The organism is Luteimonas vadosa, assembly GCF_039543545.1.
Classification (GTDB): Bacteria; Pseudomonadota; Gammaproteobacteria; order Xanthomonadales; family Xanthomonadaceae; genus Luteimonas; species Luteimonas vadosa.
Genome location: NZ_BAABJY010000002.1, coordinates 304,559 through 326,519 on the forward strand (window position 1 = coordinate 304,559; position 21,961 = coordinate 326,519).

The following is a 21,961-nucleotide window of genomic DNA, read 5'->3' on the forward strand; positions in this document are numbered from 1 at the left end:
GCTTAGCAGCGCCGCAGCTGCGTAGCCTGCAGCGGTCGGAGTCGGCGTTGTAAGCTGCCCCGGGAGTCGAGTTGCCTCGGGGAGCCGATATGCGACGGGTGATGCGCTGGACGGGAATTGCTTTCGGGCTGCTGCTGTTGGCGGTGCTGTTGCTGGTGGCGCACACGATCTGGATGAAGCCGCTGAAGATCGGCTGGTTCTATGAGCGCGTGTTCGCGGAGTTCGCGCTGGAAAACCCGGAAATGATGTCCCGCCTGCGGATGCTGCCGCCTTGGCTGGACTGGTATTCGGACGACCTGACCGATGTTTCGCCGGCACAGCAGGAGCGCTTCGCGGGGCAGGTGCGCGAGGCCCTCGACACCTTGCGCAGCTACGACCGCGGAGCGTTGCCCGCGGACAAGCGCATCGACTACGACGTGCTCGAGTACTTCCTGGCGACGCAGGTCGAGGGCCAGCGCTTCCGGTTCCACGACTATCCGCTGAACCAGCTCCACGGCTTGCAGAACACCTTGCCGGAATTCCTGGCCAATACCCACCAGGTCAAGTCCCCTGGGGAGGCCGACGATTACCTCGCGCGGCTCGGCAAGATCCCGGCGAAGTTCGACCAGCTGCTCGAAGGACTGCGGTTGCGCGAGTCCAGGGGCATCGTGCCGCCCACGTTCGTGGTCGAGAAGGTCCTTGCGGGCATGCGCGCCTTCGTGGCGGTGCCGCCAGAACAAAACGTGCTGTACACGAGCTTCGAGGAGCGACTGGCCGCGCCGGGAATGCAGGGCGTCGACGACGCGGCGCGCGAAGAGCTGCTGGCTGCCGCGCGCGCAGCCATCGCCGACAAGGTGTACCCCGCCTATCGCCAGTTGATCGACTACTACGCGGCGCTCTTGCCCAGGACCGAAGGCAACCGCGGTGTCTGGGCGCTGCCCGACGGCGACGCGTACTACGCCTGGAGCGTGCGCCAGCAAACCACCACCGACATGACGCCGGCGCAGGTGCATGCCCTCGGCCTGTCGGAAGTCGCGCGCATCAGCGCCGAAATGGACGCCATCCTGCGTACGCAAGGGCTGGACGACGGCAGCATCGGCGAGCGCATGCTGCAGCTCGCGCAGCGGCCGGACCAGCGCTACCCGGATACCCCGGAGGCCCGGGCGCGGATCCTCGCGGACTACCAGGCGATCATCGACGAAATCGACGGCGGACTCGAACCCTATTTCGACGTGCGTCCCAAGGCGGGCGTCAAGGTGGAGCCGGTCCCGGCCTTCCGCGAGAAGACCGCGCCAGGTGCGTACTACAACGCCCCGGCCTTCGACGGCTCGCGCCCGGGCATCTTCCACATCAACCTGCGCGACCTTGGCGAGATCCAGAAGTTCGGCATGCGCACCCTGGCCTACCACGAAGCGATCCCCGGCCACCACTTCCAGATCGCGATCCAGCAGGAACTGACCGGCGTGCCGACCTTCCGCCGCGTGCTGCCATTCACCGCCTTCTCGGAGGGATGGGCGCTTTACGCCGAACGCCTGGCGTGGGAACTCGGCTTCCAGGAGCGGCCGCTGGACAACCTGGGCCGCCTGCAAGGTGAACTGTTCCGCGCCGTGCGCCTCGTGGTGGACACGGGCATGCACCACAAGCGCTGGACGCGCGAACAGGCCATCGACTACATGACGGACAAGACCGGCATGCCCCAAAGCGACGTTGTGGCCGAGATCGAGCGCTACCTGGTGATGCCGGGCCAGGCGCTGGCCTACAAGGTCGGCATGAACAAGATCCTGGAGCTGCGTGCGCGGGCGACGGCCGCCCTCGGGGACAAGTTCGACATCCGCCGCTTCCACACCCTGGTGCTTACCGGTGGTCCGATGCCGATGACCTTGCTGGAGCGGCGGGTGGATGCCTGGATCGCGGCGGAGCGGGAACGCTGAGAAACGGGGTTTGCGACCTCGTCCCAGCATGGCCGCCCTCGCGCAGTCTGTGTGCGAGTTCGGGTGCGTCCAGGGAGGCGCCGTTGAATAGCGTCCGGGTGCCGCGGATGCGACGCTTGCATGCGTAGTTCGCCCCCCGAGGCCCGTACCCAAGCGGGTGTCATCGTTCGGTCACATGGCTCTCATGAAGGTGTCAGATTGCTTTTCCACGCTGTGCACCTTCGACGCACACCTGACGTTCCCTCGGCGCCGAGGCGCCGGACTCGATCCCTCCACTCACCAGGAGTTCCAGCATGCCGTTTTCGCCCCTCGCCGCCGCCCTCGCGGTCTGCCTTGGCACGTTCAGTTTCGCGGCGTCGGCCGCCGATTCCCGGGATGCGGAGATCGCGTTGCTGAAGGAGCAGCTGGCCGCCCTCCAGGCCCAGGTGCAGGCGCTCGAAGAGCGGACCAACGCGCAGTCGGACGTCAATATCGACACCGCGCAGGCCCTGGACGACCTCGCGAACAATTCGGTCAAGGTCGAGACCAAGGGCGGCATCAAGGTGTCGACGGCCGACAAGGCGTTCGAGGCTTCGATCGGTGGGCGTATCCACTTCGATGCCTACGCGTTCGAGCGGGACCAGGCATCGACCACCGGCACCACGGAATTCCGCCGCGCGCGCCTGAGCCTCGCGGGCAAGCTCTACGGCTGGGATTACAAGATGGAGCAGGATTTCGCCACCGGCACCAACCTCGACGGCCTGCGCGACCTTTACATCGCCAGGAGCGCACTGGGCGGCAAGTTCACCATCGGCCAGTTCAAGCCCTACCGGTCGATGGAGGAGCTCACCAGTTCCAACGAGATCACCATGATGGAGCGCCCCTTCGCGTCGGCGACCGGGCTGTACAACGGCCGCCAGTTCCAGCAGGGCGTGGGCTACCTGCGCAGCGGCGACAATTACACCTTCGGCGTCGCCACATTCAACCTGCGCAGTGCCAGCGGCGTGCGCAACGAGGGCACCGGTGCCTCTGCGCGCGTGACCTTCGCGCCGATCAACAACGACGACAGCACCCTGCATTTCGGCCTGTCGGCCAGTACCGAGAACGCGAACAAGGGCTCCGAGAACCTGCAGGCGCGCGCCAGTTACGCGGGGCGCCGGGGGCCGTCGCAGGCCATCGCCACCACCACGGGGCTGAGCGGTGGTTCGGTCGGCACCCTCGGCCTCGAGGCCGCCGGAGCATTCGGCCCCTTGTTCTTCCAGTCCGAATACGCCCGCGCCACCTTCGAGCAGCCCGTGGCGGGCGACCAGGACGTGGAGACGTTCTACGTCATGGGCAGCTGGATGCTTAACGGCGGCCACAAGCCGTACAAGGCCAGCAATGGCGTGTTCGGCTCGCCGAAGGCGACCGACAAGGGCCTGTGGGAGCTGACCGCCCGCTACGACACGATCGCGAACACGGACGTCGCGGGCCTCGAGGTGAGTTCGTGGATCCTCGGCCTCAACTACTACGTCAACCCCAACGTCCGGGTGATGTTCAACTACACCAAGGGCGACAACGAGTTCACCGGCGACGAAACCGGGCAGTACGCGTTGCGCACGCAGTTGAGCTTCTGATCGCGTCGCAGACTGTCTGGCCGTAGCGCCCCGGCAAGCGTCCCGGGGCGTTCTGGTGCCCGCGTAGGCCGCATCTGGCAGCTTCATGTCCGCGTCGCAGCAGCGGTGCCGATGACGTTGCCGGCCAGCTTCTGGGAAATGCTGGTGACGGATTGCGCCCGCCCGCCGCGACATCGACACGCCGCGGGATCGGTGCCGCGCGCGCGGGTTGCGTCGTGTCCGTGTGCGATGGCCGTCAGGGGTCGCCGGGTGTCTTGTGGCGATACAGGCACAGGTCGCGGATCGCGCAGTGCGGGCAGTCGGGCTTGCGCGCCTTGCACGTGTAGCGGCCGTGCAAGATGAGCCAATGATGCGCATCCTGCACAAACCGCTCCGGCACGACCTTCATCAGCCGGTTTTCCACGGCCCTCACGTCCTTGCCCGGCGCCAGCCCCGTGCGATTGGCGACCCGGAAGATATGCGTGTCCACGGCGATGGTCGGTTCACCGAATGCGGTATTGAGCACGACGTTGGCGGTCTTGCGGCCCACGCCGGGGAGCGCTTCGAGCGACTCGCGCGTGCGCGGGACTGCGCCGCCGTGCAGGTCGACGAGCCGGCGGCACATGGCCACCACGTTGGCGGCCTTCGCGTTGTAGAGACCGATGCTGGAGATGTAGCGCTTCAGGCCCTCCTCGCCCAGCGCCAGGAGCGCCTCGGGGGTGTTGGCGACGGGGAACAGCCGCCTGGTCGCCTTGTTGACGCCGACGTCGGTGGCCTGCGCCGACAGGATCACGGCGACCAGCAGCTCGAAGGGGGTGTCGTATGCCAGCTCGGTCGTGGGCTTTGGATCGAGGGTGGCCAGCCGCGAGAACAACTCCTCGACTTCGCCAGGGCGCAGGACCCGTCGCCTTGCCTTGCCTGTGTTCACGGTTTCCGAAGCGCCTTCGCCTTCGCACGGGCGAGCGCGGCGGCGGCGGCTGGGGGGAGCGGGGGACTCGACGCTGGCGCACCTGACGCTGGCGCGCCCCGCGCGAGCCGCTCTGCCGCTCGGCGCGCGAGCCGGGCTTCTCGGGCGCGATGACGCTCCCTCGCAGCCCAGGCGCCACGCAGCTTCTCCTGCGCGGCCGCGAGCAGCGCGCGATCCCGTGCGTTCGCGATGGCGGCGGGATCGCAGGCCATCAGTCCCGATTCGATGGCGGCATCCAGCTCGTCGCCGCGTACCAGCGCGAGTAGCCGGTCGATATCCGGGGCGGCGGAATGGCGCGCGTCCACCGGGACTAACGGTTGTCGAACGCGGGCTTGCGGCGCTCCAGGAAAGCCGCCATGCCCTCGCGAGCATCGTCGCTGGCGAAAACCAGGCCGAACTGCGCGCTTTCGTACTCCAGACCGTCATCGAGGCTGCATTCGCCACCAACCATCACCGCGTCGAGGATGGCGCGCATCGCCAACGGAGCGCCCTGTGCCAGCTTGCGCGCGAGCTGCATGGTCTCTTCCTCGAGGGATTCCGCGGCGACCACGCGGTTGACCAGGCCCAGCTGCAGGGCGCGCGCCGCATCGATCGGCGCACCGGTCAGGCAAAGCTCTAGCGCCGCCGCGCGACCGACCAGTCGCGGCAGTCGCTGGCTCCCGCCGAAGCCCGGCAGCAGTCCGAGGGTGACCTCGGGCAGGCCCAGCTTGGCACTGTCCGCCGCGATGCGGAGGTGGCAACACATCGCCAACTCGAGGCCGCCACCAAGCGCGAAGCCATTGACCATCGCGATCACGGGCTTTGGCATGCGCTCCACCCGCCGCATCATCCGGGTCCCGAGCAGGGAGAAGTCGCGTGCTTCGGCCGGGCTGAGCCCGGCCATCTGGCTGATGTCCGCGCCGGCCACGAAGGCCTTCGGTCCGCTTCCTGTGAGGACGACCACGCGCACGGAGGCATCCTGGGCGGCGGCGTCGAAGGCCTCGTCGAGGGACCTGAGCGTCTCGCGATCCAGTGCGTTCAGCTTGTCCGGTCGGTCGACGGTGATGACGCGGACGGCGCCATGATCGGTGGTCTGGAGGGGGTTCTGGGTCATGTCTGGCTCTTGAAGGGCGTCGGCCTGCCGCGGAACTTGTCGCCGCTGGCGGGGGTCGGTGTGGGTGGCGTCAGTGGCGGTTAAGCCCTGCCGCCGCTATCCTAGCGTGTCATCGTATCTGGTCTGCATGGGGCGGCTCGACCGCCCCGAATCTTGATCGGACCCCCACCGGAACCCCTCTGGAGAGTCACTGAATGAAATTGCGTTTGCTCGCCGCCGCGCTGGCGGCATTGACCCTGGCCGCTGGCGCCGCCACCGCGCAGGACACCCAATCGGAAAAGGGCAAGTTGAGCTACGCCCTCGGTTACGACCTGGGACGCAACCTCGCCGAGAGCGGGGAGCAGGTCGACGTCAACACCGTGGTCCAGGCCGTCCGGGATGGTTTCGCCAAGAAGGACCCGACCGTGCCGGTCGACCAGTTGCGCTCCGCGGTCGAGGGCATGCAGAAGCGCCAGCAGGCGCGGATGCAGGCCGAATTCAACAAGCTCGCGGCCGCCAACAAGACCGCCAGCGACGCGTTCCTGGCGCAGAACAAGGCCAAGTCCGGCGTCAAGACCCTGCCCAATGGCGTGCAGTACCGCGTCATCGAAACCGGCAATGGCGCCAAGCCGACGATGAACAGCGACGTGCAGCTCCAGTACAAGGGTTCGTTGCCCGACGGCACGGTGCTGATCGACACCTCGCAGGCACGTGAAGGCCAGCCCGCTGGTCCGGTGAGCATGAAGGTCAGCCAGATCCCGCTGGTCGGGCTTCGCGATGCGCTGGCGCAGATGCCGGCTGGGTCGCGCTGGGAAGTCGTGATCCCGGGTGACAAGGCCTATGGCACCAACATGCAGGCCGGCCGGATGGCCAACCAGGCCGTTGTATTCGACGTCAAGCTGCTCAGCGTCAAGTGAGCCACTGGCGCATGCGCGCCAGCAGGCACCCCGCTCTGGTCACCGCCGGAGACTGGGTGCCGGCCTGAGTGGAACCCCGTTGCGCCGGCCCCCGTGCCGGCGCAATCTTTTTGTGGGCCGCGACGCGCCCCCGGGCCGAGAATCCATCGATGCAATCGCCATCCCATTTCCGTGCCGTGCTCAGCCCGTGCATCGGCGTCTGTACGCTGGGCGAGGACGGCCTGTGTCACGGCTGCCACCGCACCACCGCCGAAATCGCGCGCTGGGGGCAGATGGACGACGACGAGCGCCTCACCTTGATGGAAGCCGTCCTGCCGGAACGGGAATCCCGGCGCAGCGCGTGACATCCGTCGTGTTCTCCCGCGGAGCCTTGCAAGCCGCCCTGCATCCACTGGCTGCGGTACCGAGGGGCCAAGGGTGGAACCTCGCGGAGCTCTCCGGCTTGCTGCCGCCGGATGCGGCCCTGGTCGAGGCGGCCGTCCTGGTGCCCCTGGTGGAGCGGGATGTGCTCAGCGTGTTGCTGACGCGTCGAACCGACGCTTTGCGCCATCACGCCGGACAGGTCAGTTTCCCGGGGGGGCGGGTGGATGGAAGCGACGATGGCCCGGTGGCCGCGGCGCTGCGGGAGGCGCGGGAGGAGATCGGACTGGCGCCGGCCCAGGTGGAGCTGCTCGGGTTCCTCGACCCCTTGGCCACGATCACCGGCTACCGGGTGCTGCCGGTGGTTGCCCACGTGGCGTCGGATTTCGTCGCGGTGCCGGAACCCGGCGAGGTGGCAGAAGTGTTCGAGGTTCCCCTGGACTGGCTGCTCGAGCCGGCAAACCTGCAACACATCGAATTCCAGTTCCAGGGGGGAAAGCGGCGCGTGCTGGAATTCAGCCGCCATGCCGACGCGGCCGGACAGCGGATCTGGGGCGCGACGGCTTCGATCCTCTACAACTTGCGCGAGCGTCTTTGCGCTGGCGGCCCGGGAAGCGGCCAGTGAGCGGGTGGTCGACCCTGGTCCAGGCGGAGGCGCTGGCGCCGGCCTTGTCGAGCGACGCGCTCGTGGTGTTGGACTGCAGGCATTCGCTGGGCCGGTCCGATGCGGGGTTGGCCGAATTCCACGCCGGCCACCTCCCGGGCGCCCTGCACGCGGACATGGACCGCGACTTGTCCGGCCCGCATCGACCGGGCGCGGGTCGCCACCCTTGGCCCGATGCCGCCCGGTTCGCCGAGCGCCTGGCGGCGTGGGGCGTGACGCCAGGGCACCAAGTGATCGCCTATGACGCCGGCGACGGCGCCTTCGCCGCGCGACTGTGGTTCCTGCTGCGCGCGTTCGGCCATGCGCGTGTGGCTGTGCTCGATGGCGGATGGGCCCGCTGGCAAGCGCTGGGCCTGCCGGTCGAAACTGCCGTGCGCATCCCGACGGCCGCCCGCTACAACGGGACCTTCGACGCCACGCGGCTGCTGGGCGCGGGCGAGGTCGAAATCCACGTGGCGACGGGTGGACTGCTGGTCGATGCCCGTGCCCGGGAGCGCTTTCGTGGCGAGGTCGAACCGATTGACGCCAAGGCCGGGCACGTGCCTGGTGCCGCCAATCGTCCCTTCGCGGACAACGTTCGCGATGGCCGTTTCAAGCCTGCCGAAGAGCTCGCCGGTGAATTCGCCACCCTGCTGGATGGGCGCATGGCGACCGAGCTGCTCGCGATGTGCGGCTCGGGCGTGACCGCATGCCACCATCTCCTGGCGATGGAGCACGCGGGCCTTCCGGGGGCCAGGTTGTTCACCGGATCCTGGAGTGGATGGATCGAGGACCCGTCGCGCCCGATCGCGACCGGCGACGCCTGATCCTCCGGGCACGGAATTGATGGCCGATGCATTCGACGCCTTGTGCAGCACCAATGGCAGGGGCGGAGGGTGCCGGCGATCGGACGTGCGTTGTTCGGGCGACGCGGACCGGCGCTACTTCCCCAGCTTCGCCACCAGCGCGCGCAGCCCGGCCTGGGTGTCGGGGTCGTTCCAGTCGTCGACGAACCTGTCCAGCGGGACGGCTTCTGGCTGCAACGCCGCCGCCAGGTCCGCGCGGGCGAGGGCGCGCGTCTGCAACATCGGCTTGCGCGGGAGTTCCAGCAACGCCTTCAGCCAATGGACGGCACGCGGGACCACGTCGTCGATATCCACCAGCTCGTCGACCAGTCCCAAAGACAGGGCGCGCTCGGCTTCCACCATTTCACCGGCAACCAGCAGCCGCTCCGCGCGATGCGGGCCGACCACCCGGCGCATCAGGTGCTGGATGCCCTCGGGGACCGCGAGGCCGACCTGGCTTTCGTTGAGGCCGATGCGGAACGGGCCGCTGGCCATGATCCGGTAGTCGCAGCAAAGTGCGAGCACGCAGCCCCCCGCGGGGGCATGCCCGGCGATCGCGGCGACCACGGGCACGGGAGATTCCGCGAGCGCGCGCGCGGCGCCGAAGAATTCGCCCCATGCCGCCTTCAGGGCGCTCCTGTCGGCCAGGGACAGGAGGTGGGGAACGTCGAGTCCGGCGGAAAACACCTTGGGTCGCCCGGACAGGACCAGGCCGGCTGCGCCGGATCCGACGGCGGCGGCGATGGCCTCGCGAAGCGCCACGCAGAGGTCCGGGTTCAATGCATTGACCGGCGCACGCGCCATGTTCAATTCGCGGACCACGCCGTGGTCGTGGATCTGGATCAGTTCGGGCATGGCTCGGTCCATCCGGCAGTCGTCGCTATCATAGGCCCATGAACCCGCGGACCCTTCCTCAACTGGCCTTCCTCGTCGCCATCGCGCTTGCCGGCGCGTTGGCGGCGGTCCAGGTGCAGGCGGCCGGGCGGGACTGCGTGCCGGCCGTGCGCGATGCATGGGTTCGATTGCCGCCGGTGCCAATGCCGATGCTGGCCGGGTTCGGGCGAATCGAGAATGCCTGCGCGGCGTCCGTGGTGATCGTCGGCGTCCGCAGTGCTGCATTCGGGGGCGTGGAACTGCACGAATCCAGCGTGGCCGATGGCATCAGCCGCATGCGCGCGGTGCCGCGGCTGCGCCTGGCGCCGCGGACCACGCGACGGATGCAGCCCGGTGGGCTGCACCTCATGCTGCTGCGGCCCAGGACGATGCCTGCGGTGGGAGACACGATCGCGGTGGACTTCGACTTGTCCGACGGCCGGACGCTGCGGGGCGAGTTCGTGGTGCGCGGCGCGGACGGCCGCTAGGCGCGCACTGCCCAAGCGCGAGCGGTCGTTGCGCGCGGTGCGATCGCTTTCCAGAAGTGCGCCCGCTTTACACACCGGCAGTCGCTGCCAGTGGGATTTGGTCGATGCCGCGCGCGGCTTGCTCGATTGAAGAGCCGAAGATTCGAGAGATATACGGATCAGGGCCGGCAGTGAGCGTGCCTGTCGCTATCGCGGTCGAACCCGCCCAGGCAGGCGCCTGCCGCCGAGTTCGATCATTGCCCCGCGCGCGGCTTGCGCCAGTGTATGACCTACGATTCGACCGATGTGCGGATCAGGTCCGGCAGGGAGCATGGCCGGCCAGTGCCTCGGTCGATCCCGCCCATGCAGACGTCTGCCGTCGGGTTTGGTCGATGCCGCGCGCGCGGCTTGCGGCAGTGAAGCGCCTATGACTCGACCGATGTCCGGACGGCGGCCGGCAGGCAGCAGGGCCGGCCAGTGCCTCGGTCGATCCCGCCCAGGCAGGCGCCTGCCGTCGGGTTTGGTCGATGCCGCGCGCGCGGCTTGCGGCGGTGAAGTGCCTATGACTCGACCGATGTCCGGATGACGGCCGGCAAGGAACAGGGTCGGCCGGTACCTCGGTCGATCCACACCATCACCACATGCCCATCAGCATGCAGGATGTCCGTGCCCGCTTCCCGCGAGTCCCGCGCAGCCACGATCCGGTGCCCGATGGTCAGGCTGCTGTTGCCCACCCGTTGGCAGGTCAATTCGACCGCGATCTCGCCGGGATAGGCGATGGGCTGCCGGTAGTTCATCTGCACCGCGGCCAGCAGGGGCGCCACCGACGCGTTCATCCATTCGCCACCCAGCGAGTCGAGCCAGCGGATCCGCGCTTCCTCCAGATAGGTCATGAAGGTGGCGTTGTTGACATGGTTGAAGGCGTCCAGGTCACGCCAGCGAAGCGCAACCGGCAGCCTGTAGAGCACCCGGGCCTGCAGATCCCCGCTCATGCGGCCGTCTTCCGGCGCGATTTCTTCCGCGGCATGCCCAGGGTCTTGGCGAGGAACTGCCCGGTGTAGGACCCGGCCATGCCGGCCACTTCCTCCGGCGTGCCCTCGGCGATGATCCTGCCGCCACGATGGCCGCCGTCGGGGCCGAGGTCGATCACCCAGTCGGCGGTCTTGATCACGTCCAGGTTGTGTTCGATCACGACGACTGTGTTGCCATCGTTGCGCAGCTTGTGCAGGACCGCGAGCAGGTGCTCGATGTCGTGGAAATGCAACCCCGTGGTCGGCTCGTCGAGGATGTAGAGCGTGCGCCCGGTGTCGCGCCGCGACAGCTCCTTCGACAGTTTCACGCGCTGCGCCTCGCCGCCGGACAGCGTGGTCGCGGACTGGCCGAGCTTGATGTAGCTCAGGCCCACGTCGGACAGGGTCTCCAGCTTGCGGCGGATGCTCGGCACCGGCTCGAACAGCTCCAGCGCGTCCTCGACGGTCATGTCGAGCACCTGGTGGATGTTGTGGCCCTTGTAGAGGATCTCCAGCGTCTCGCGGTTGTAGCGCTTGCCGTGGCAGACGTCGCAGGGCACGTACACGTCGGGCAGGAAGTGCATCTCCACCTTGATCAGGCCGTCGCCCTGGCAGGCCTCGCAGCGGCCCCCGCGCACGTTGAAGCTGAAACGCCCCGCCGCGTAGCCGCGCGCACGGGATTCGGGGACCTGCGCGAACAGTTCGCGCAGCGGCGTGAACAGGCCCGTGTAGGTCGCCGGGTTGCTGCGCGGCGTACGGCCGATCGGTGACTGGTCGATGTCGACCACCTTGTCGAACAGGTCGAGCCCCTCGACCTCGCGGAACGGCGACGGCTTGTGCGACGCCCCGTTGATCTCGTTCGCGGCGAGCTTGTACAGGGTGTCGTTGATCAGGGTGGATTTCCCGGACCCGGACACGCCGGTGACGGCGGTGAACAGGCCGGTGGGGATGGCGAGGTCGACGTCCTGCAGGTTGTTGCCGCGTGCGCCACGCAGCTTGAGCACCATCTTCGGATTGGCCTGGTGGCGCTTGCCCGGGACCTCGATCTCCCGCTTCCCGCTGAGGTATTGCCCAGTCAGCGAGCGCGGGGCCTGCAGGACATCCTCGAAGCTTCCCTGCGCGACGATCTCGCCGCCGTGCACGCCGGCGCCGGGTCCGATGTCGACGATGTGGTCGGCCAGGCGGATCGCGTCCTCGTCGTGCTCGACCACGATGACGGTGTTGCCGAGGTCCCGCAGGCGGGTGAGGGTGCCCAGCAGGCGCTCGTTGTCGCGCTGGTGCAGGCCGATGGACGGCTCGTCGAGCACGTACAGCACGCCGACCAGTCCGGCGCCGATCTGGGAGGCCAGGCGGATGCGCTGGGCCTCGCCGCCCGACAGCGTGCCCGCCCTTCGCTCCAGGGTGAGGTAGTCGAGGCCGACATCGACCAGAAACGTCAGCCGTTCGCGGATCTCCTTGACGATCTTGGCCGCGATCTCCCCGCGCCAGCCCGGAAGCTCCATCGATTCGAAGAACTGCAGCGCCTCGTCGATCGGCAACACCACGAGGGAGTGCAGGGGACGCTCGGCAACGAACACGTTGCGCGCGGCGGCATTGAGCCTTGCGCCGCCGCAGTCGGGGCAGGGCTGTTCGCTGATGTACTTGGCCAGCTCCTCGCGGACGGCCGAGGATTCGGTGTCGCGGTAGCGGCGCTCGAGGTTGGGCAGGATGCCCTCGAAGCGGTGCCGGCGCTGGCGCCGGCCCCCGGCTTCGGTGACGTAGTTGAAGGTAATGGCCTTGCCACCGCTGCCGAAGAGCACGGCCTGCCGGGAATCCTCCGGCAGTTCGTTCCACGGCGTGTCGACGCTGAAGCCGTAATGCCGCGCCAGCGACTGGATCAGCTGGAAGTAATAGGCGTTTCGCCGGTCCCAGCCGCGCACGGCGCCCGCCGCGAGCGACAGTTCCGGGTGCACCACCACCCGCTCCGGATCGAAGAACTGGCTGTTGCCCAGGCCATCGCAGGTCTGGCAGGCGCCGACGGGCGAATTGAAGGAAAACAGGCGGGGTTCGAGCTCCGGCAGGGAATAGTCGCAGACGGGACAGCTGTACTTCGAGGAGAACAGCAGGGGTTCTGCGCCGGGTTCGTCGATCGCCTGAACCGAAGCCATGCCGTCGCCGAGCTTGAGCGCGGTCTCGAAGGATTCGGCGAGGCGCTGCTTGAGGTCGTCGCGGACCTTGAAGCGGTCGATGACGGCGTCGATGCTGTGCTTCTGGCGCAGGGCCAGCTTCGGCACGTCGTCGATCTCGTGGAGCTCGCCGTCCACGCGGACCCGCACGTAGCCCTGGGCGCGGAGCTGGTCGAACACCTGCGCGTGCTCGCCCTTGCGTTCCCGCACCACGGGCGCGAGTAGCATCCAGCGCTTGCCGGCATCCAGCGCCAGGACCTGGTCCACCATCTGGCTGACGGTCTGCGCCTCGAGCGGATAGTGGTGGTCCGGGCAGCGGGGCTGCCCCACCCGGGCGTAGAGCAGCCGGAGGTAGTCGTAGATCTCGGTGATCGTGCCGACGGTGGAACGCGGGTTGTGCGAGGTCGACTTCTGTTCGATGGAGATCGCCGGGCTGAGGCCCTCGATGTGGTCGACGTCCGGCTTCTCCATCACGCTCAGGAACTGGCGAGCGTAGGCCGACAGGGACTCGACGTAGCGGCGCTGGCCCTCGGCATAGATGGTGTCGAAGGCCAGCGAGGACTTCCCGGACCCCGACAGGCCGGTGATCACGATCAGCTTCTCGCGGGGGAGGTCGAGATCGAAGTTCTTCAGGTTGTGGGTGCGGGCACCGCGGATGCGGATGAATTCCATCGCCATCGGGGGGAGCGTCCTTTGACACCTGCGCCGGGCCTGGGCCGGGGGCAGCAGCGGGGCGGGGGCCGGGTCGACCAATCGATCAGCCTAGCGAGCCGTTGATTTGGGGGCAAACCCGTGGATTTGCCAGATCGGGGGCAGGCTGCCAGCTGAACGTCTCAGGGTGCGCGACCCGCCCGAAAACCGTCGTGGGGGCTGGTTGACCCTAACTCGCTGAATCGCCTACAATTCCGCTTCTGTCCGCCCTCGATGGCGGCAGGCGTCAAGCAACATCCAGAAGAACTACAGAAGGAAACACCAGTCATGTACGCAGTTTTGGTCACCGGCGGAAAGCAGTACCGCGTGATGCAGGGCGAGACGATCCGGGTCGAGAAGCTCGACACCGAGGCCGGCAAGGAGATCAGGTTCGACCAGATCCTCATGCTCGGCGACGGTGAGGGCGTCAAGCTCGGCGACGCGCTCAAGGGCGCGACCGTCACCGCCACCGTCAAGTCCCACGGACGCGCCGACAAGGTGCGCATCGTCAAGTTCCGCCGCCGCAAGCACCATCGCAAGCAGATGGGCCACCGGCAGCACTACACCGAAATCGAGATCACCGGGATCAACGGTTCCGGCGACAAGAAGTCGAAGGAGTAATCGGCCATGGCACACAAAAAGGGCGTAGGTTCCTCGCGCAACGGCCGCGACTCGAATCCCAAGTACCTCGGCGTCAAGATGTACGGTGGCCAGGCGATCGAAGCCGGCAACATCATCGTGCGCCAGCGCGGCACCCAGTTCCACCCGGGCATGGGTGTCGGTCTTGGCCGCGACCATACCCTGTTCGCGCTGGTCGACGGCAAGGTCGAGTTCTCGGTCAAGGGCGCCAAGAAGCGTCGCACCGTCAGCGTGGTCGCCGAAGCGTAAGCGCTTCCGCGCCCACCAGCGAAAGGCCCCGCCGCGTGCGGGGCTTTTCGTTTTAGTTGCACGAAACAGTTAAGCTTCCTTTCCCTTTCCAGGTGGGCGCTGTTCGAGCCATCTGCTGCCGTCCTTGGCGTCGCATTGTCGATTCCGGATAGTCCGGCCCGGCCATCCATGGCCGGGTGCCCAGGGGCGCGGCAGACGCATTGACGGCGTCCGCTGAAACGCCCCCTGAGCCCATGAAACTCGTCGACGAAGCTGAAATCACCGTCATCGCCGGCAACGGCGGCAACGGCTGCGTGGGTTTCCGCCGCGAGAAATTCATTCCGCTCGGCGGCCCCGACGGCGGCGACGGCGGCGACGGCGGGAACGTCTGGCTGGAGGCCGACGAAAACCTCAACACCCTGGTCGATTTCCGCCACCAGAAGCAGTTCAAGGCCCAGCGCGGCGAGAACGGCATGGGCCAGCAGAAATACGGGAAGGGCGGCGAGGACACCGTCATCCGCGTCCCGGTGGGCACGCAGGTGGTGAACGTCGACACCGACGAGCTCATCGGCGACATGACCCGTCACGGCGAGCGCCTGCTGGTGGCCAAGGGCGGCAAGGGCGGCCTCGGCAACATGCACTTCAAGAGCTCGGTCAACCGCACCCCGCGCCAGTCGACGCCGGGCGGCGAGGGCGAGCAGCGCACGCTGCAGCTGGAGCTCAAGCTCCTGGCCGACGTCGGCTTGCTGGGGTTTCCCAATGCCGGCAAGTCGACCCTGATCCGCGCGGTGTCCGCCGCGACACCCAAGGTGGCCGACTACCCGTTCACCACCCTGTATCCCAACCTTGGCGTGGTCAGCGTCGAGCCTGCGCGCAGCTTCGTGATCGCGGATATCCCGGGGCTGATCGAAGGCGCGGCCGATGGCGCCGGCTTGGGGGCGCTGTTCCTGCGCCACATCCAGCGGACGCGACTGCTACTGCATCTGGTGGAGGTGGAGCCGCTCGATGGTTCCGATGCCGTCGACCAGGTGCGGGCGATCGAGCACGAGCTGGCGAAGTTCGACGCCGGGCTCATGGACAAGCCCCGCTGGCTGCTGTTGAACAAGGCCGACCTCCTACCACCCGAGGATGCCCGTGCGGCTGCCGATCGCATCATCGAGGCCCTGGGGTGGACCGCGCCCTGGTTCCTGGTCTCCGGCCTCGCGCAGGAGGGTACGCGGCAGGTGATGCTGCAGGTGCAGACCTTCCTCGACCAGCTGGAACCGTCGGGAGACGGCATGGTCGATGGTGAGGATGCGGATGGCGACGTCGATGCCGGCCGCGATGCTGGCTGAGGCCAGCGTGCGCTGCCGCATGGACCGTGCCTGGCCGGTGGCGGCGGGCCGGGAAGGACCTGCGCCGGTGCTGGCGATGGCTTCGCGGGCCAAAGCTGGCCGGGAGCGGATTGGTCGCGGACGTAAGGCTGCCACGGCGATGGAAACGGTCCCGGCTCGAGTCCCCCGCTGCCAAAGCCCTTCCTCGGAAACGTGGGCGGGGGTGGCCGGGGCAACAAAAAACCCGGCGGGTGCCGGGTCTTTTGGGGCTGCGACCGAGGCCGCAACGACTGCGATGGCCTCAGGCGGCCTTCAGCGCCTTGATCCGTGCGGTCAGGCGGCTCTTGTGGCGGGCGGCCTTGTTGCGGTGGATCAGGCCACGGGCACTGAATCGGTCGAGCAGCGGCTGGGCGGTGTTGAAGGCTTCCTGCGCCGCGGCGGCGTCGTTGGCGTCGAGCGCCTTGAGCACTTTCTTGACGGCGGTGCGCAGCTGCGAACGCTGGCTGTTGTTGCGCAGGTTGCGCACGACGGCCTGCTTGGCGCGCTTCTTGGCGGACTTGATGTTGGCCACGATGGGATCCTGGAATCTGGTGTAGGAATGGGGTCTGGGTCAATCCAGCAGGAAAGTATGGCGGATTCAGGGACTTGGGTCAACAATCCCGGCGCCGTGGGGCGGGCTGCGTGAGCAATCCCGACCTCGACCCGCCCCGGCTCGAGCCATCCGCCGGCAGCCCCGGCGGCGGCCCGGGGCCGGTTCGAACCGGCTTGCTGCGTTCCACCGTGGTCTTCAGCGGCATGACCCTGCTCTCCCGGATCGCCGGATTCGTGCGGGACATGCTGCAGGCGACCCTGTTCGGGACCGGCGGGGCGATGAGCGCCTTCATCGTCGCCTACCGGATCCCCAACTTCCTGCGCCGGGTGTTCGCCGAGGGTTCGATGGCGATGGCCTTCGTCCCCGTCCTCAACGAAATCCGGGAGCGCGGCGACAAGGCCGCGTTGAAGGATTTCATCGACCACATGGCCGGTGCGCTCTGCGCCGTGGTGCTGGTGGTCTGCGGCCTGGGGGTCCTGTTCGCGCCGGCGATCACCGGACTGTTCGCGGCCGGCTGGCTGGACGAGCCCGAGAAGTTCGCTCTGACCGCGCACATGCTGCGGATCACCTTCCCGTATCTGCTGTTCATTTCGATGATGTCCCTGGCGGCATCGATCCTGAACAGCACGGGACGGTTCGGCTTGCCCGCGTTCACCCCGGTGCTGCACAACCTGACGATGATCGCGGCCATGTTCTGGCTGGCTCCGCGCTTCGCGGTGCCGCCGGTGGGCCTGGCGTGGGGCGTTCTGATCGCGGGATTCCTGCAGTTGGCCCTGCTGTGGCCGGCGCTGGGCCGGTTGGGTTTGCGGCCCACGCTGAAGCTGGGGTTCGCGCATGGGGAAGTCCGCAAGGTTGCGCGCCTGATGTTGCCGACCCTGTTTTCCTCGTCCGTGGCGCAGGTCAACCTGCTGGTCGGCACGGCATTCGCTGCCCTGCTGGTCGACGGCAGCGTGGACTGGCTCTACTACTCGGACCGGCTCATCGAGTTTCCCCTGGGGTTGTTCGGGGTCGCGCTCGGCACCGTCATCCTGCCGCACCTGTCGCGCCGGCACGCCGCCTCCGACGCCACCGGTTACAGCCAGTCTGTGGATTGGGCCATGCGAATGGCCCTGCTCGCAGGCGTGCCCGCAGGGCTTGGCCTGTTGCTGCTGGCCGAGCCCATCACCGCCACCGTCTACAACTACGGGCAATTCACGGCATTCGATACCCGCATGGCGGCGATCAGCCTCACGGCGATGAGCATCGGCATCCCGGCGTTCATGTTGAGCAAGGTGCTGGCGCCTGCGTTCTACGCACGGCAGGACACCCGCACGCCCATGCGCGCGGCGATCTACACCGTGGTCGTCAACGTGCTGCTGACCGCCGGCCTGACCACGCCGCTGTGGTTGAGCGGCACCACTGGCGCGCATGGCGGCATCGCGCTGGCAACCGCGTTGGCGGGCATCGTCAACGCATGGCTCCTCTGGCGGTACCTGCTGCGCGGCGGCCTGCATCGCCCCGGGCCCGGCTGGGGACGCTTCTGGTTACGGCTGGGCATCGCCTGCCTGGCGATGGCCGTGGCGGTACTGGGCTTGCGGCTGTGGATCGGCGAATGGACCTCGATCGCCGGCGTGCCGGAGCGCGTGGGATGGCTGCTGGTGACGATCGCGTCGGGCGCGGGCGTGTACGCGTTGGCCTTGCTGGCCATGGGGCTGCGCCCGCGCGACCTGCGGCATTGATTCGCGGCGCGCATGCCGGCAGGCGGTGGTCCCCGCCGGTGGCGGGCGCGCCGCGCCGCTATACTTCCGCGTCCTTCTCGATGCGGAGAACCGTCGCGCCCGGCGCGTTCTTCATCCCAGAGCGTTCATGAGCAGGCCCAGTCACCGGCCCGACAACACGTTGTTCCGCGACGCCGAAGGCGGGCTCCTGTGCCCCCGGGGCAGCGTCGTGTGCATCGGTGCGTTCGATGGCCTCCACCTGGGTCATCGCGCCCTCGTCCGGCATGCCGCCATGCGAGGGCGTGAGCTGGGGTTGCCGGTGGTCGCCTTGAGCTTCGAGCCCTTGCCGCGTGAATTCTTCGCGCCCGACGCGCCGCCACCGCGACTGACGCTGCCGCGCGCCAAGTACGAGGGCCTGCGCGGCCTGGGCGCCGACCTTGTCGGCCTGCTGCGTTTCGATGCGGCGATGGCGGCGATGGCGCCCGAGCGCTTCATCGAGGCTGTCCTGGTCCAGCGCCTCGCGACCCGCGAGGTCCACGTGGGGCCCGGGTTCCGGTTCGGCCACCGGCGCGCGGGCGACCTCGCCACGCTGCAGCGGGAGGGCCACCGGCATGGCTTCGTCGCCGGCGAAATCGAGCCGGTACTGCTGGAGGGAGAACGCGTCTCCAGCACGCGCATCCGCGCTGCGCTGCAGGACGGCCGCTTCGACGCCGCCGCCCGCCTGCTCGGGCGTCCGTACGCGATCGGCGGCACGGTGGTCCATGGCCGCCAGCTGGGGCGCAAGCTGGGCTATCCCACCGCGAACCTGCGTTTTGGCGACAAGACGCCTCCACTGCGCGGCATCTACGCCTCACGCGTGCATGGCGTCGGCGACACGCCATGGCCGGCAGTGTCGAGTTTCGGCACCCGGCCGACGATCGGCGGGGTGGAGCCATTGCTCGAGGCGCACCTGTTCGACTTCGATGGCGACCTTTACGGGCGGCGCATCGAGGTCGAGTTCGTCGCCAGGCTGCGCGACGAACGGAAATTCGACGACCTGCCGGCCCTGGTCGCGCAGATGGACCGCGACGCCGCCCAGGCGCGTGGAATACTGAAGCATCCAGCCCAGCGAGCGAGCGCGTGACCGAAGACCCAGGCAAGGACAATCGTTACAAGGCCACGCTGCACCTGCCGGCCACCGAATTCCCGATGCGCGGAGACCTGCCGAAGCGGGAGCCCGAGACGCTTGCGCGCTGGGAAAACGAAGGCCTCTATGCGCGTTTGCGCGATCACGCCAAGGGCAGGCCGCCGTTCGTGCTCCACGACGGACCGCCGTACGCGAACGGCCCGATCCACCTGGGCCATGCGGTCAACAAGATCCTCAAGGACATCATCGTCAAGTCCAGGACCATGGCCGGCTACGACGCGCCCTACGTGCCCGGCTGGGACTGCCATGGCTTGCCGATCGAGATCGCGATCGAGAAGAAGCACGGCAAGGTCGGCCAAAAGCTCGATGCCGCCGCGTTCCGCCAGCATTGCCGCGACTATGCCAACGCGCAGATCGACCTCCAGCGCAAGGATTTCAAGCGCCTGGGCGTGCTCGGCGACTGGGAAAACCCGTATCGCACCCTCGACTTCAAGTACGAGGCCGACGAAATCCGGGCCTTCGCCAGGATCGTCGGCAACGGTCACCTGCAGCGCGGGGTCAAGCCGGTGTACTGGTGCTTCGACTGCGGCTCGGCGCTGGCCGAGGCGGAAATCGAGTACCAGGACAAGCTGTCGCCTGCCGTCGACGTGGCCTATCCGGCGCGCGACCCGCGCGCCGTGGCGGGTGCCTTCGGTGTCGATGGAGTCGATGGCGTCGACATCGCCGTGCCGATCTGGACGACGACGCCGTGGACGCTGCCCGCGTCGCTCGCTGTGACGCTGGGGGCGGAGCTCGATTACGTGCTGGTCGAAGGACCGCCCGTGGATGGCCGCCGACGGTGGTTGTTGCTCGCCGAGGCGCTGGCCGAACGGGCGTTGCAGCGCTATGGCGTCGATACCGTCACGGTCCACGGTCGTGCGAAGGGCAAGGCGCTCGAGCACCTGCTGCTGGGGCATCCGTTCTACGACGATCGCGAGATCCCGATGATCCTCGGCGACCACGTGTCCGACGAGGAGGGAACCGGCGCCGTGCACACCGCCCCGGGGCACGGCCAGGAGGATTTCGCCGTCGGCAAGCAGTACGGGCTGGTCGAGAAGTACACGGCCGCGCAACTCAATCCCGTGGACGGGCGCGGCGTCTACCTGCCGGGCACGCCCCCGGTGGGCGACGCCGAACTGGCGGGCCTGCATATCTGGAAGGCGAACGACGTGCTGGTCGAGGCGCTGCGCGCCAACGGCAGCCTGCTTTCCGGGGCCAGGATGGAACACAGCTACCCGCACTGCTGGCGACACAAGACGCCGGTTGCGTTCCGGGCGACGCCGCAGTGGTTCATCTCGATGGACCGGACCGGCTTGCGCCGCGACGCGCTCGCCGCGATCAAGGACGTGACCTGGTATCCGGCTTGGGGGCAGGCGCGGATCGCGGGCATGATCGAAGGGCGGCCGGACTGGACGATCTCGCGGCAACGCACCTGGGGCGTGCCGATCGCGCTGTTCGTGCACCGCGAAACGGGCGAGCCGCATCCGCGCAGCGTGGAGCTCATGGAGCAGGTCGCGGTGCGCGTCGAGCAGGCAGGCGTCGATGCCTGGTATGCGCTGGACCCGGCGGACCTGCTGGGCGACGAGGCCGGGCAATACGAGAAGGTCACCGACATCCTCGACGTCTGGTTCGATTCCGGCGTCACCCATGAAGCCGTGCTGGCCGAGCGCGGACTGGGCAAGCCGGCCGACCTCTACATCGAAGGCTCCGACCAGCACCGCGGCTGGTTCCAGTCGTCGTTGCTGACCGGCATCGCGATGGACAAGGCGGCACCGTACCGCCAGTGCCTCACCCACGGTTTCACCGTCGACGAGCACGGCCGCAAGATGTCCAAGTCGCTGGGCAACGGCATCGAGCCGCAGGACATCCTGAAGACGCTCGGCGCCGACATCCTGCGCCTGTGGATCGCCTCGGCCGATTACAGCAACGAGATGTCCCTGTCGCAGGAGATCCTCAAGCGGAACGCCGACGGCTACCGCCGCATCCGCAACACCGCGCGTTTCCTGTTGGGCAACCTGCACGGGTTCGAGCCGGACCGGCACCTGCGTCCCCTCGACGACATGGTCGCGCTGGACCGCTGGATCGTGCATCGCGCCCACGAGGTGCAGCAACGGATCACCGAGGCGTACGCGCGCTACGACTTCGCCGACATCGTGCAGGCGCTGTTGAACTTCTGCAGCATCGACCTCGGGTCGCTCTACCTCGATGCCACCAAGGACCGGTTGTACACGATGCCGGAGGATTCGCGCGGGCGGCGCTCTGCGCAGAGCGCCATGTACCGGATCGCCGAGGCCTTCGTGCGCTGGATCGCGCCCGTGCTGAGTTTCACCGCCGACGAGATGTGGCGTTTCCTGCCGCGCCCGCCCGGGGGAGCCCGCGCCGACAACGTCCTGTTCGCGACCTGGTACGACGGCCTGGCGCCCTATCCGGAGGATGCGGCGCTTTCACTGAAGGAGTTCGACGCGCTGCTGGCGCTGCGGGAACAGGTCGCCAAGGTGCTGGAGCCGATGCGCGCCAGCGGGGAGATCGGCGCCGCGCTGGACGCCGAGATCACCCTGCGCTGTGGCGTGTCCGACCAGAACTGGCTCCTGCCGTTGGCCGGGGAGCTGCGTTTCCTGTTCATCAGTGGGGACGTCGCCATCAGTGCCGACGATGCCGCGACTGGCGTCGTCGTCGAAGCGGTTCCGACCCGGAAGCCCAAGTGCGCGAGATGCTGGCAACGCCGCGAGGATATCGGCGGCGCGGCGGACCACCCGTTGTTGTGCATGCGCTGCGTGGACAATGTCGAAGGCCCGGGGGAAGACCGCCAATGGTTCTGATCGCAGGCTTCCCGT

17 protein-coding genes and 2 pseudogenes are annotated in these 21,961 nt (G+C 68.1%); 12 read left to right on the top strand and 7 right to left on the bottom strand.

The window, feature by feature from the left end:
- The first annotated feature begins 89 nt into the window (after positions 1 to 89).
- Together ABD970_RS07250 and ABD970_RS07255 are read left to right on the top strand one after the other, a co-directional pair.
- Positions 90 to 1,910 (top strand): DUF885 domain-containing protein, encoded by a 1,821-nt coding sequence (locus ABD970_RS07250; RefSeq protein ID WP_345294842.1) that lies wholly within the window; start codon positions 90 to 92, stop codon positions 1,908 to 1,910.
- A 293-nt stretch (positions 1,911 to 2,203) separates the two neighbouring features.
- Positions 2,204 to 3,505 carry an OprO/OprP family phosphate-selective porin gene (locus tag ABD970_RS07255; RefSeq protein ID WP_345294843.1) on the top strand — a complete coding sequence of 434 codons (1,302 nt, stop codon included), beginning with the start codon at positions 2,204 to 2,206 and terminating at the stop codon, positions 3,503 to 3,505.
- A 235-nt stretch (positions 3,506 to 3,740) separates the two neighbouring features.
- Here ABD970_RS07255 and nth read toward each other — a convergent pair whose 3' ends face one another.
- From nth to ABD970_RS07270, 3 genes are read right to left on the bottom strand one after another with little or no spacing between them, the layout of a single operon-like run.
- Positions 3,741 to 4,412 carry an endonuclease III gene (gene nth, locus ABD970_RS07260; RefSeq protein WP_425563066.1) on the bottom strand — a complete coding sequence of 224 codons (672 nt, stop codon included), beginning with the start codon at positions 4,410 to 4,412 and terminating at the stop codon, positions 3,741 to 3,743.
- Positions 4,409 to 4,756, bottom strand: a complete 348-nt coding sequence (locus ABD970_RS07265; protein ID WP_345294844.1) for a hypothetical protein — start codon at positions 4,754 to 4,756, stop codon at positions 4,409 to 4,411. Before ABD970_RS07265 ends, nth begins: the two co-directional genes overlap by 4 nt.
- A 5-nt stretch (positions 4,757 to 4,761) precedes the next feature.
- Positions 4,762 to 5,544: an enoyl-CoA hydratase/isomerase family protein gene (locus tag ABD970_RS07270; RefSeq protein WP_345294845.1), complete on the bottom strand. Its 783-nt coding sequence runs from the start codon at positions 5,542 to 5,544 to the stop codon at positions 4,762 to 4,764.
- Between the two features lie 194 nt (positions 5,545 to 5,738).
- Here ABD970_RS07270 and ABD970_RS07275 point away from each other — a divergent pair, with 194 nt between their 5' ends.
- The 3 genes and pseudogenes from ABD970_RS07275 to ABD970_RS07290 all read left to right on the top strand — a co-directional run bounded on the left by ABD970_RS07275 (position 5,739) and on the right by ABD970_RS07290 (position 8,270).
- Complete coding sequence (locus ABD970_RS07275) at positions 5,739 to 6,440, top strand: FKBP-type peptidyl-prolyl cis-trans isomerase N-terminal domain-containing protein (protein WP_345294846.1); 702 nt, start codon at positions 5,739 to 5,741, stop codon at positions 6,438 to 6,440.
- A gap of 149 nt (positions 6,441 to 6,589) precedes the next feature.
- Positions 6,590 to 7,425, top strand: a pseudogene (locus tag ABD970_RS07285) (CoA pyrophosphatase).
- On the top strand, positions 7,422 to 8,270 hold the full coding sequence (locus tag ABD970_RS07290; RefSeq protein WP_345294849.1) for a sulfurtransferase: 849 nt from the start codon (positions 7,422 to 7,424) through the stop codon (positions 8,268 to 8,270). Before ABD970_RS07285 ends, ABD970_RS07290 begins: the two are co-directional and overlap by 4 nt.
- Before the next feature lie 114 nt (positions 8,271 to 8,384).
- Here the strand turns inward: ABD970_RS07290 and ABD970_RS07295 are convergent, their stop codons facing one another.
- Positions 8,385 to 9,143, bottom strand: coding sequence for an enoyl-CoA hydratase/isomerase family protein (locus ABD970_RS07295; protein ID WP_345294850.1), 759 nt, complete (start codon positions 9,141 to 9,143; stop codon positions 8,385 to 8,387).
- A 38-nt stretch (positions 9,144 to 9,181) separates the two neighbouring features.
- On the opposite strand from ABD970_RS07295, the gene ABD970_RS07300 reads away from it, so the two are divergent.
- Complete coding sequence (locus tag ABD970_RS07300; RefSeq protein WP_345294851.1) at positions 9,182 to 9,649, top strand: copper chaperone PCu(A)C; 468 nt, start codon at positions 9,182 to 9,184, stop codon at positions 9,647 to 9,649.
- Positions 9,650 to 10,188: 539 nt separating this feature from the next.
- Here ABD970_RS07300 and ABD970_RS07305 read toward each other — a convergent pair.
- Together ABD970_RS07305 and uvrA are read right to left on the bottom strand one after the other, a co-directional pair.
- Positions 10,189 to 10,620: an acyl-CoA thioesterase gene (locus tag ABD970_RS07305; protein WP_345294852.1), complete on the bottom strand. Its 432-nt coding sequence runs from the start codon at positions 10,618 to 10,620 to the stop codon at positions 10,189 to 10,191.
- Between the two features lie 38 nt (positions 10,621 to 10,658).
- A pseudogene (uvrA, locus tag ABD970_RS07310) lies at positions 10,659 to 13,481 on the bottom strand (excinuclease ABC subunit UvrA); the annotation flags it as partial.
- Positions 13,482 to 13,781: 300 nt separating this feature from the next.
- On the opposite strand from uvrA, the gene rplU reads away from it, so the two are divergent.
- The 3 genes from rplU (at position 13,782) to cgtA (ending at position 15,694) form a co-directional block, all read left to right on the top strand.
- Positions 13,782 to 14,114 (top strand): 50S ribosomal protein L21, encoded by a 333-nt coding sequence (gene rplU, locus ABD970_RS07315; RefSeq protein ID WP_345294853.1) that lies wholly within the window; start codon positions 13,782 to 13,784, stop codon positions 14,112 to 14,114.
- A 6-nt stretch (positions 14,115 to 14,120) separates the two neighbouring features.
- Positions 14,121 to 14,381 carry a 50S ribosomal protein L27 gene (rpmA, locus tag ABD970_RS07320; protein ID WP_345294854.1) on the top strand — a complete coding sequence of 87 codons (261 nt, stop codon included), beginning with the start codon at positions 14,121 to 14,123 and terminating at the stop codon, positions 14,379 to 14,381.
- A gap of 233 nt (positions 14,382 to 14,614) precedes the next feature.
- Complete coding sequence (gene cgtA / locus ABD970_RS07325; RefSeq protein WP_345294855.1) at positions 14,615 to 15,694, top strand: Obg family GTPase CgtA; 1,080 nt, start codon at positions 14,615 to 14,617, stop codon at positions 15,692 to 15,694.
- Between the two features lie 280 nt (positions 15,695 to 15,974).
- On the opposite strand, the gene rpsT is transcribed toward cgtA, so the two are convergent.
- On the bottom strand, positions 15,975 to 16,244 hold the full coding sequence (gene rpsT, locus ABD970_RS07330) for a 30S ribosomal protein S20 (protein ID WP_345294856.1): 270 nt from the start codon (positions 16,242 to 16,244) through the stop codon (positions 15,975 to 15,977).
- Between the two features lie 194 nt (positions 16,245 to 16,438).
- On the opposite strand from rpsT, the gene murJ reads away from it, so the two are divergent.
- The 3 genes from murJ to ileS all read left to right on the top strand — a co-directional run bounded on the left by murJ (position 16,439) and on the right by ileS (position 21,946).
- On the top strand, positions 16,439 to 17,983 hold the full coding sequence (gene murJ / locus ABD970_RS07335; protein ID WP_425563094.1) for a murein biosynthesis integral membrane protein MurJ: 1,545 nt from the start codon (positions 16,439 to 16,441) through the stop codon (positions 17,981 to 17,983).
- A gap of 127 nt (positions 17,984 to 18,110) precedes the next feature.
- Complete coding sequence (locus tag ABD970_RS07340) at positions 18,111 to 19,085, top strand: bifunctional riboflavin kinase/FAD synthetase (protein ID WP_345294858.1); 975 nt, start codon at positions 18,111 to 18,113, stop codon at positions 19,083 to 19,085.
- Positions 19,086 to 19,150: 65 nt separating this feature from the next.
- Positions 19,151 to 21,946 carry an isoleucine--tRNA ligase gene (gene ileS, locus ABD970_RS07345; protein ID WP_345295671.1) on the top strand — a complete coding sequence of 932 codons (2,796 nt, stop codon included), beginning with the start codon at positions 19,151 to 19,153 and terminating at the stop codon, positions 21,944 to 21,946.
- The last annotated feature ends 15 nt before the right edge of the window (positions 21,947 to 21,961 follow it).

What these genes read in the sequence shown, in the direction of transcription:
- ABD970_RS07255 (WP_345294843.1), top strand. Translation starts at nt 2,204, where the DNA reads ATGCCGTTTTCGCCCCTCGCCGCCGCCCTCGCGGTCTGCCTTGGCACG.
- cgtA (WP_345294855.1), top strand. Translation starts at nt 14,615, where the DNA reads ATGAAACTCGTCGACGAAGCTGAAATCACCGTCATCGCCGGCAACGGC.
- ABD970_RS07275 (WP_345294846.1), top strand. Translation starts at nt 5,739, where the DNA reads ATGAAATTGCGTTTGCTCGCCGCCGCGCTGGCGGCATTGACCCTGGCC.
- ABD970_RS07295 (WP_345294850.1), bottom strand. Translation starts at nt 9,143, where the DNA reads ATGCCCGAACTGATCCAGATCCACGACCACGGCGTGGTCCGCGAATTG.
- rplU (WP_345294853.1), top strand. Translation starts at nt 13,782, where the DNA reads ATGTACGCAGTTTTGGTCACCGGCGGAAAGCAGTACCGCGTGATGCAG.
- ABD970_RS07250 (WP_345294842.1), top strand. Translation starts at nt 90, where the DNA reads ATGCGACGGGTGATGCGCTGGACGGGAATTGCTTTCGGGCTGCTGCTG.
- ABD970_RS07270 (WP_345294845.1), bottom strand. Translation starts at nt 5,544, where the DNA reads ATGACCCAGAACCCCCTCCAGACCACCGATCATGGCGCCGTCCGCGTC.
- ABD970_RS07305 (WP_345294852.1), bottom strand. Translation starts at nt 10,620, where the DNA reads ATGAGCGGGGATCTGCAGGCCCGGGTGCTCTACAGGCTGCCGGTTGCG.
- ABD970_RS07300 (WP_345294851.1), top strand. Translation starts at nt 9,182, where the DNA reads ATGAACCCGCGGACCCTTCCTCAACTGGCCTTCCTCGTCGCCATCGCG.
- ileS (WP_345295671.1), top strand. Translation starts at nt 19,151, where the DNA reads ATGCGCGGAGACCTGCCGAAGCGGGAGCCCGAGACGCTTGCGCGCTGG.
- ABD970_RS07340 (WP_345294858.1), top strand. Translation starts at nt 18,111, where the DNA reads ATGAGCAGGCCCAGTCACCGGCCCGACAACACGTTGTTCCGCGACGCC.
- rpmA (WP_345294854.1), top strand. Translation starts at nt 14,121, where the DNA reads ATGGCACACAAAAAGGGCGTAGGTTCCTCGCGCAACGGCCGCGACTCG.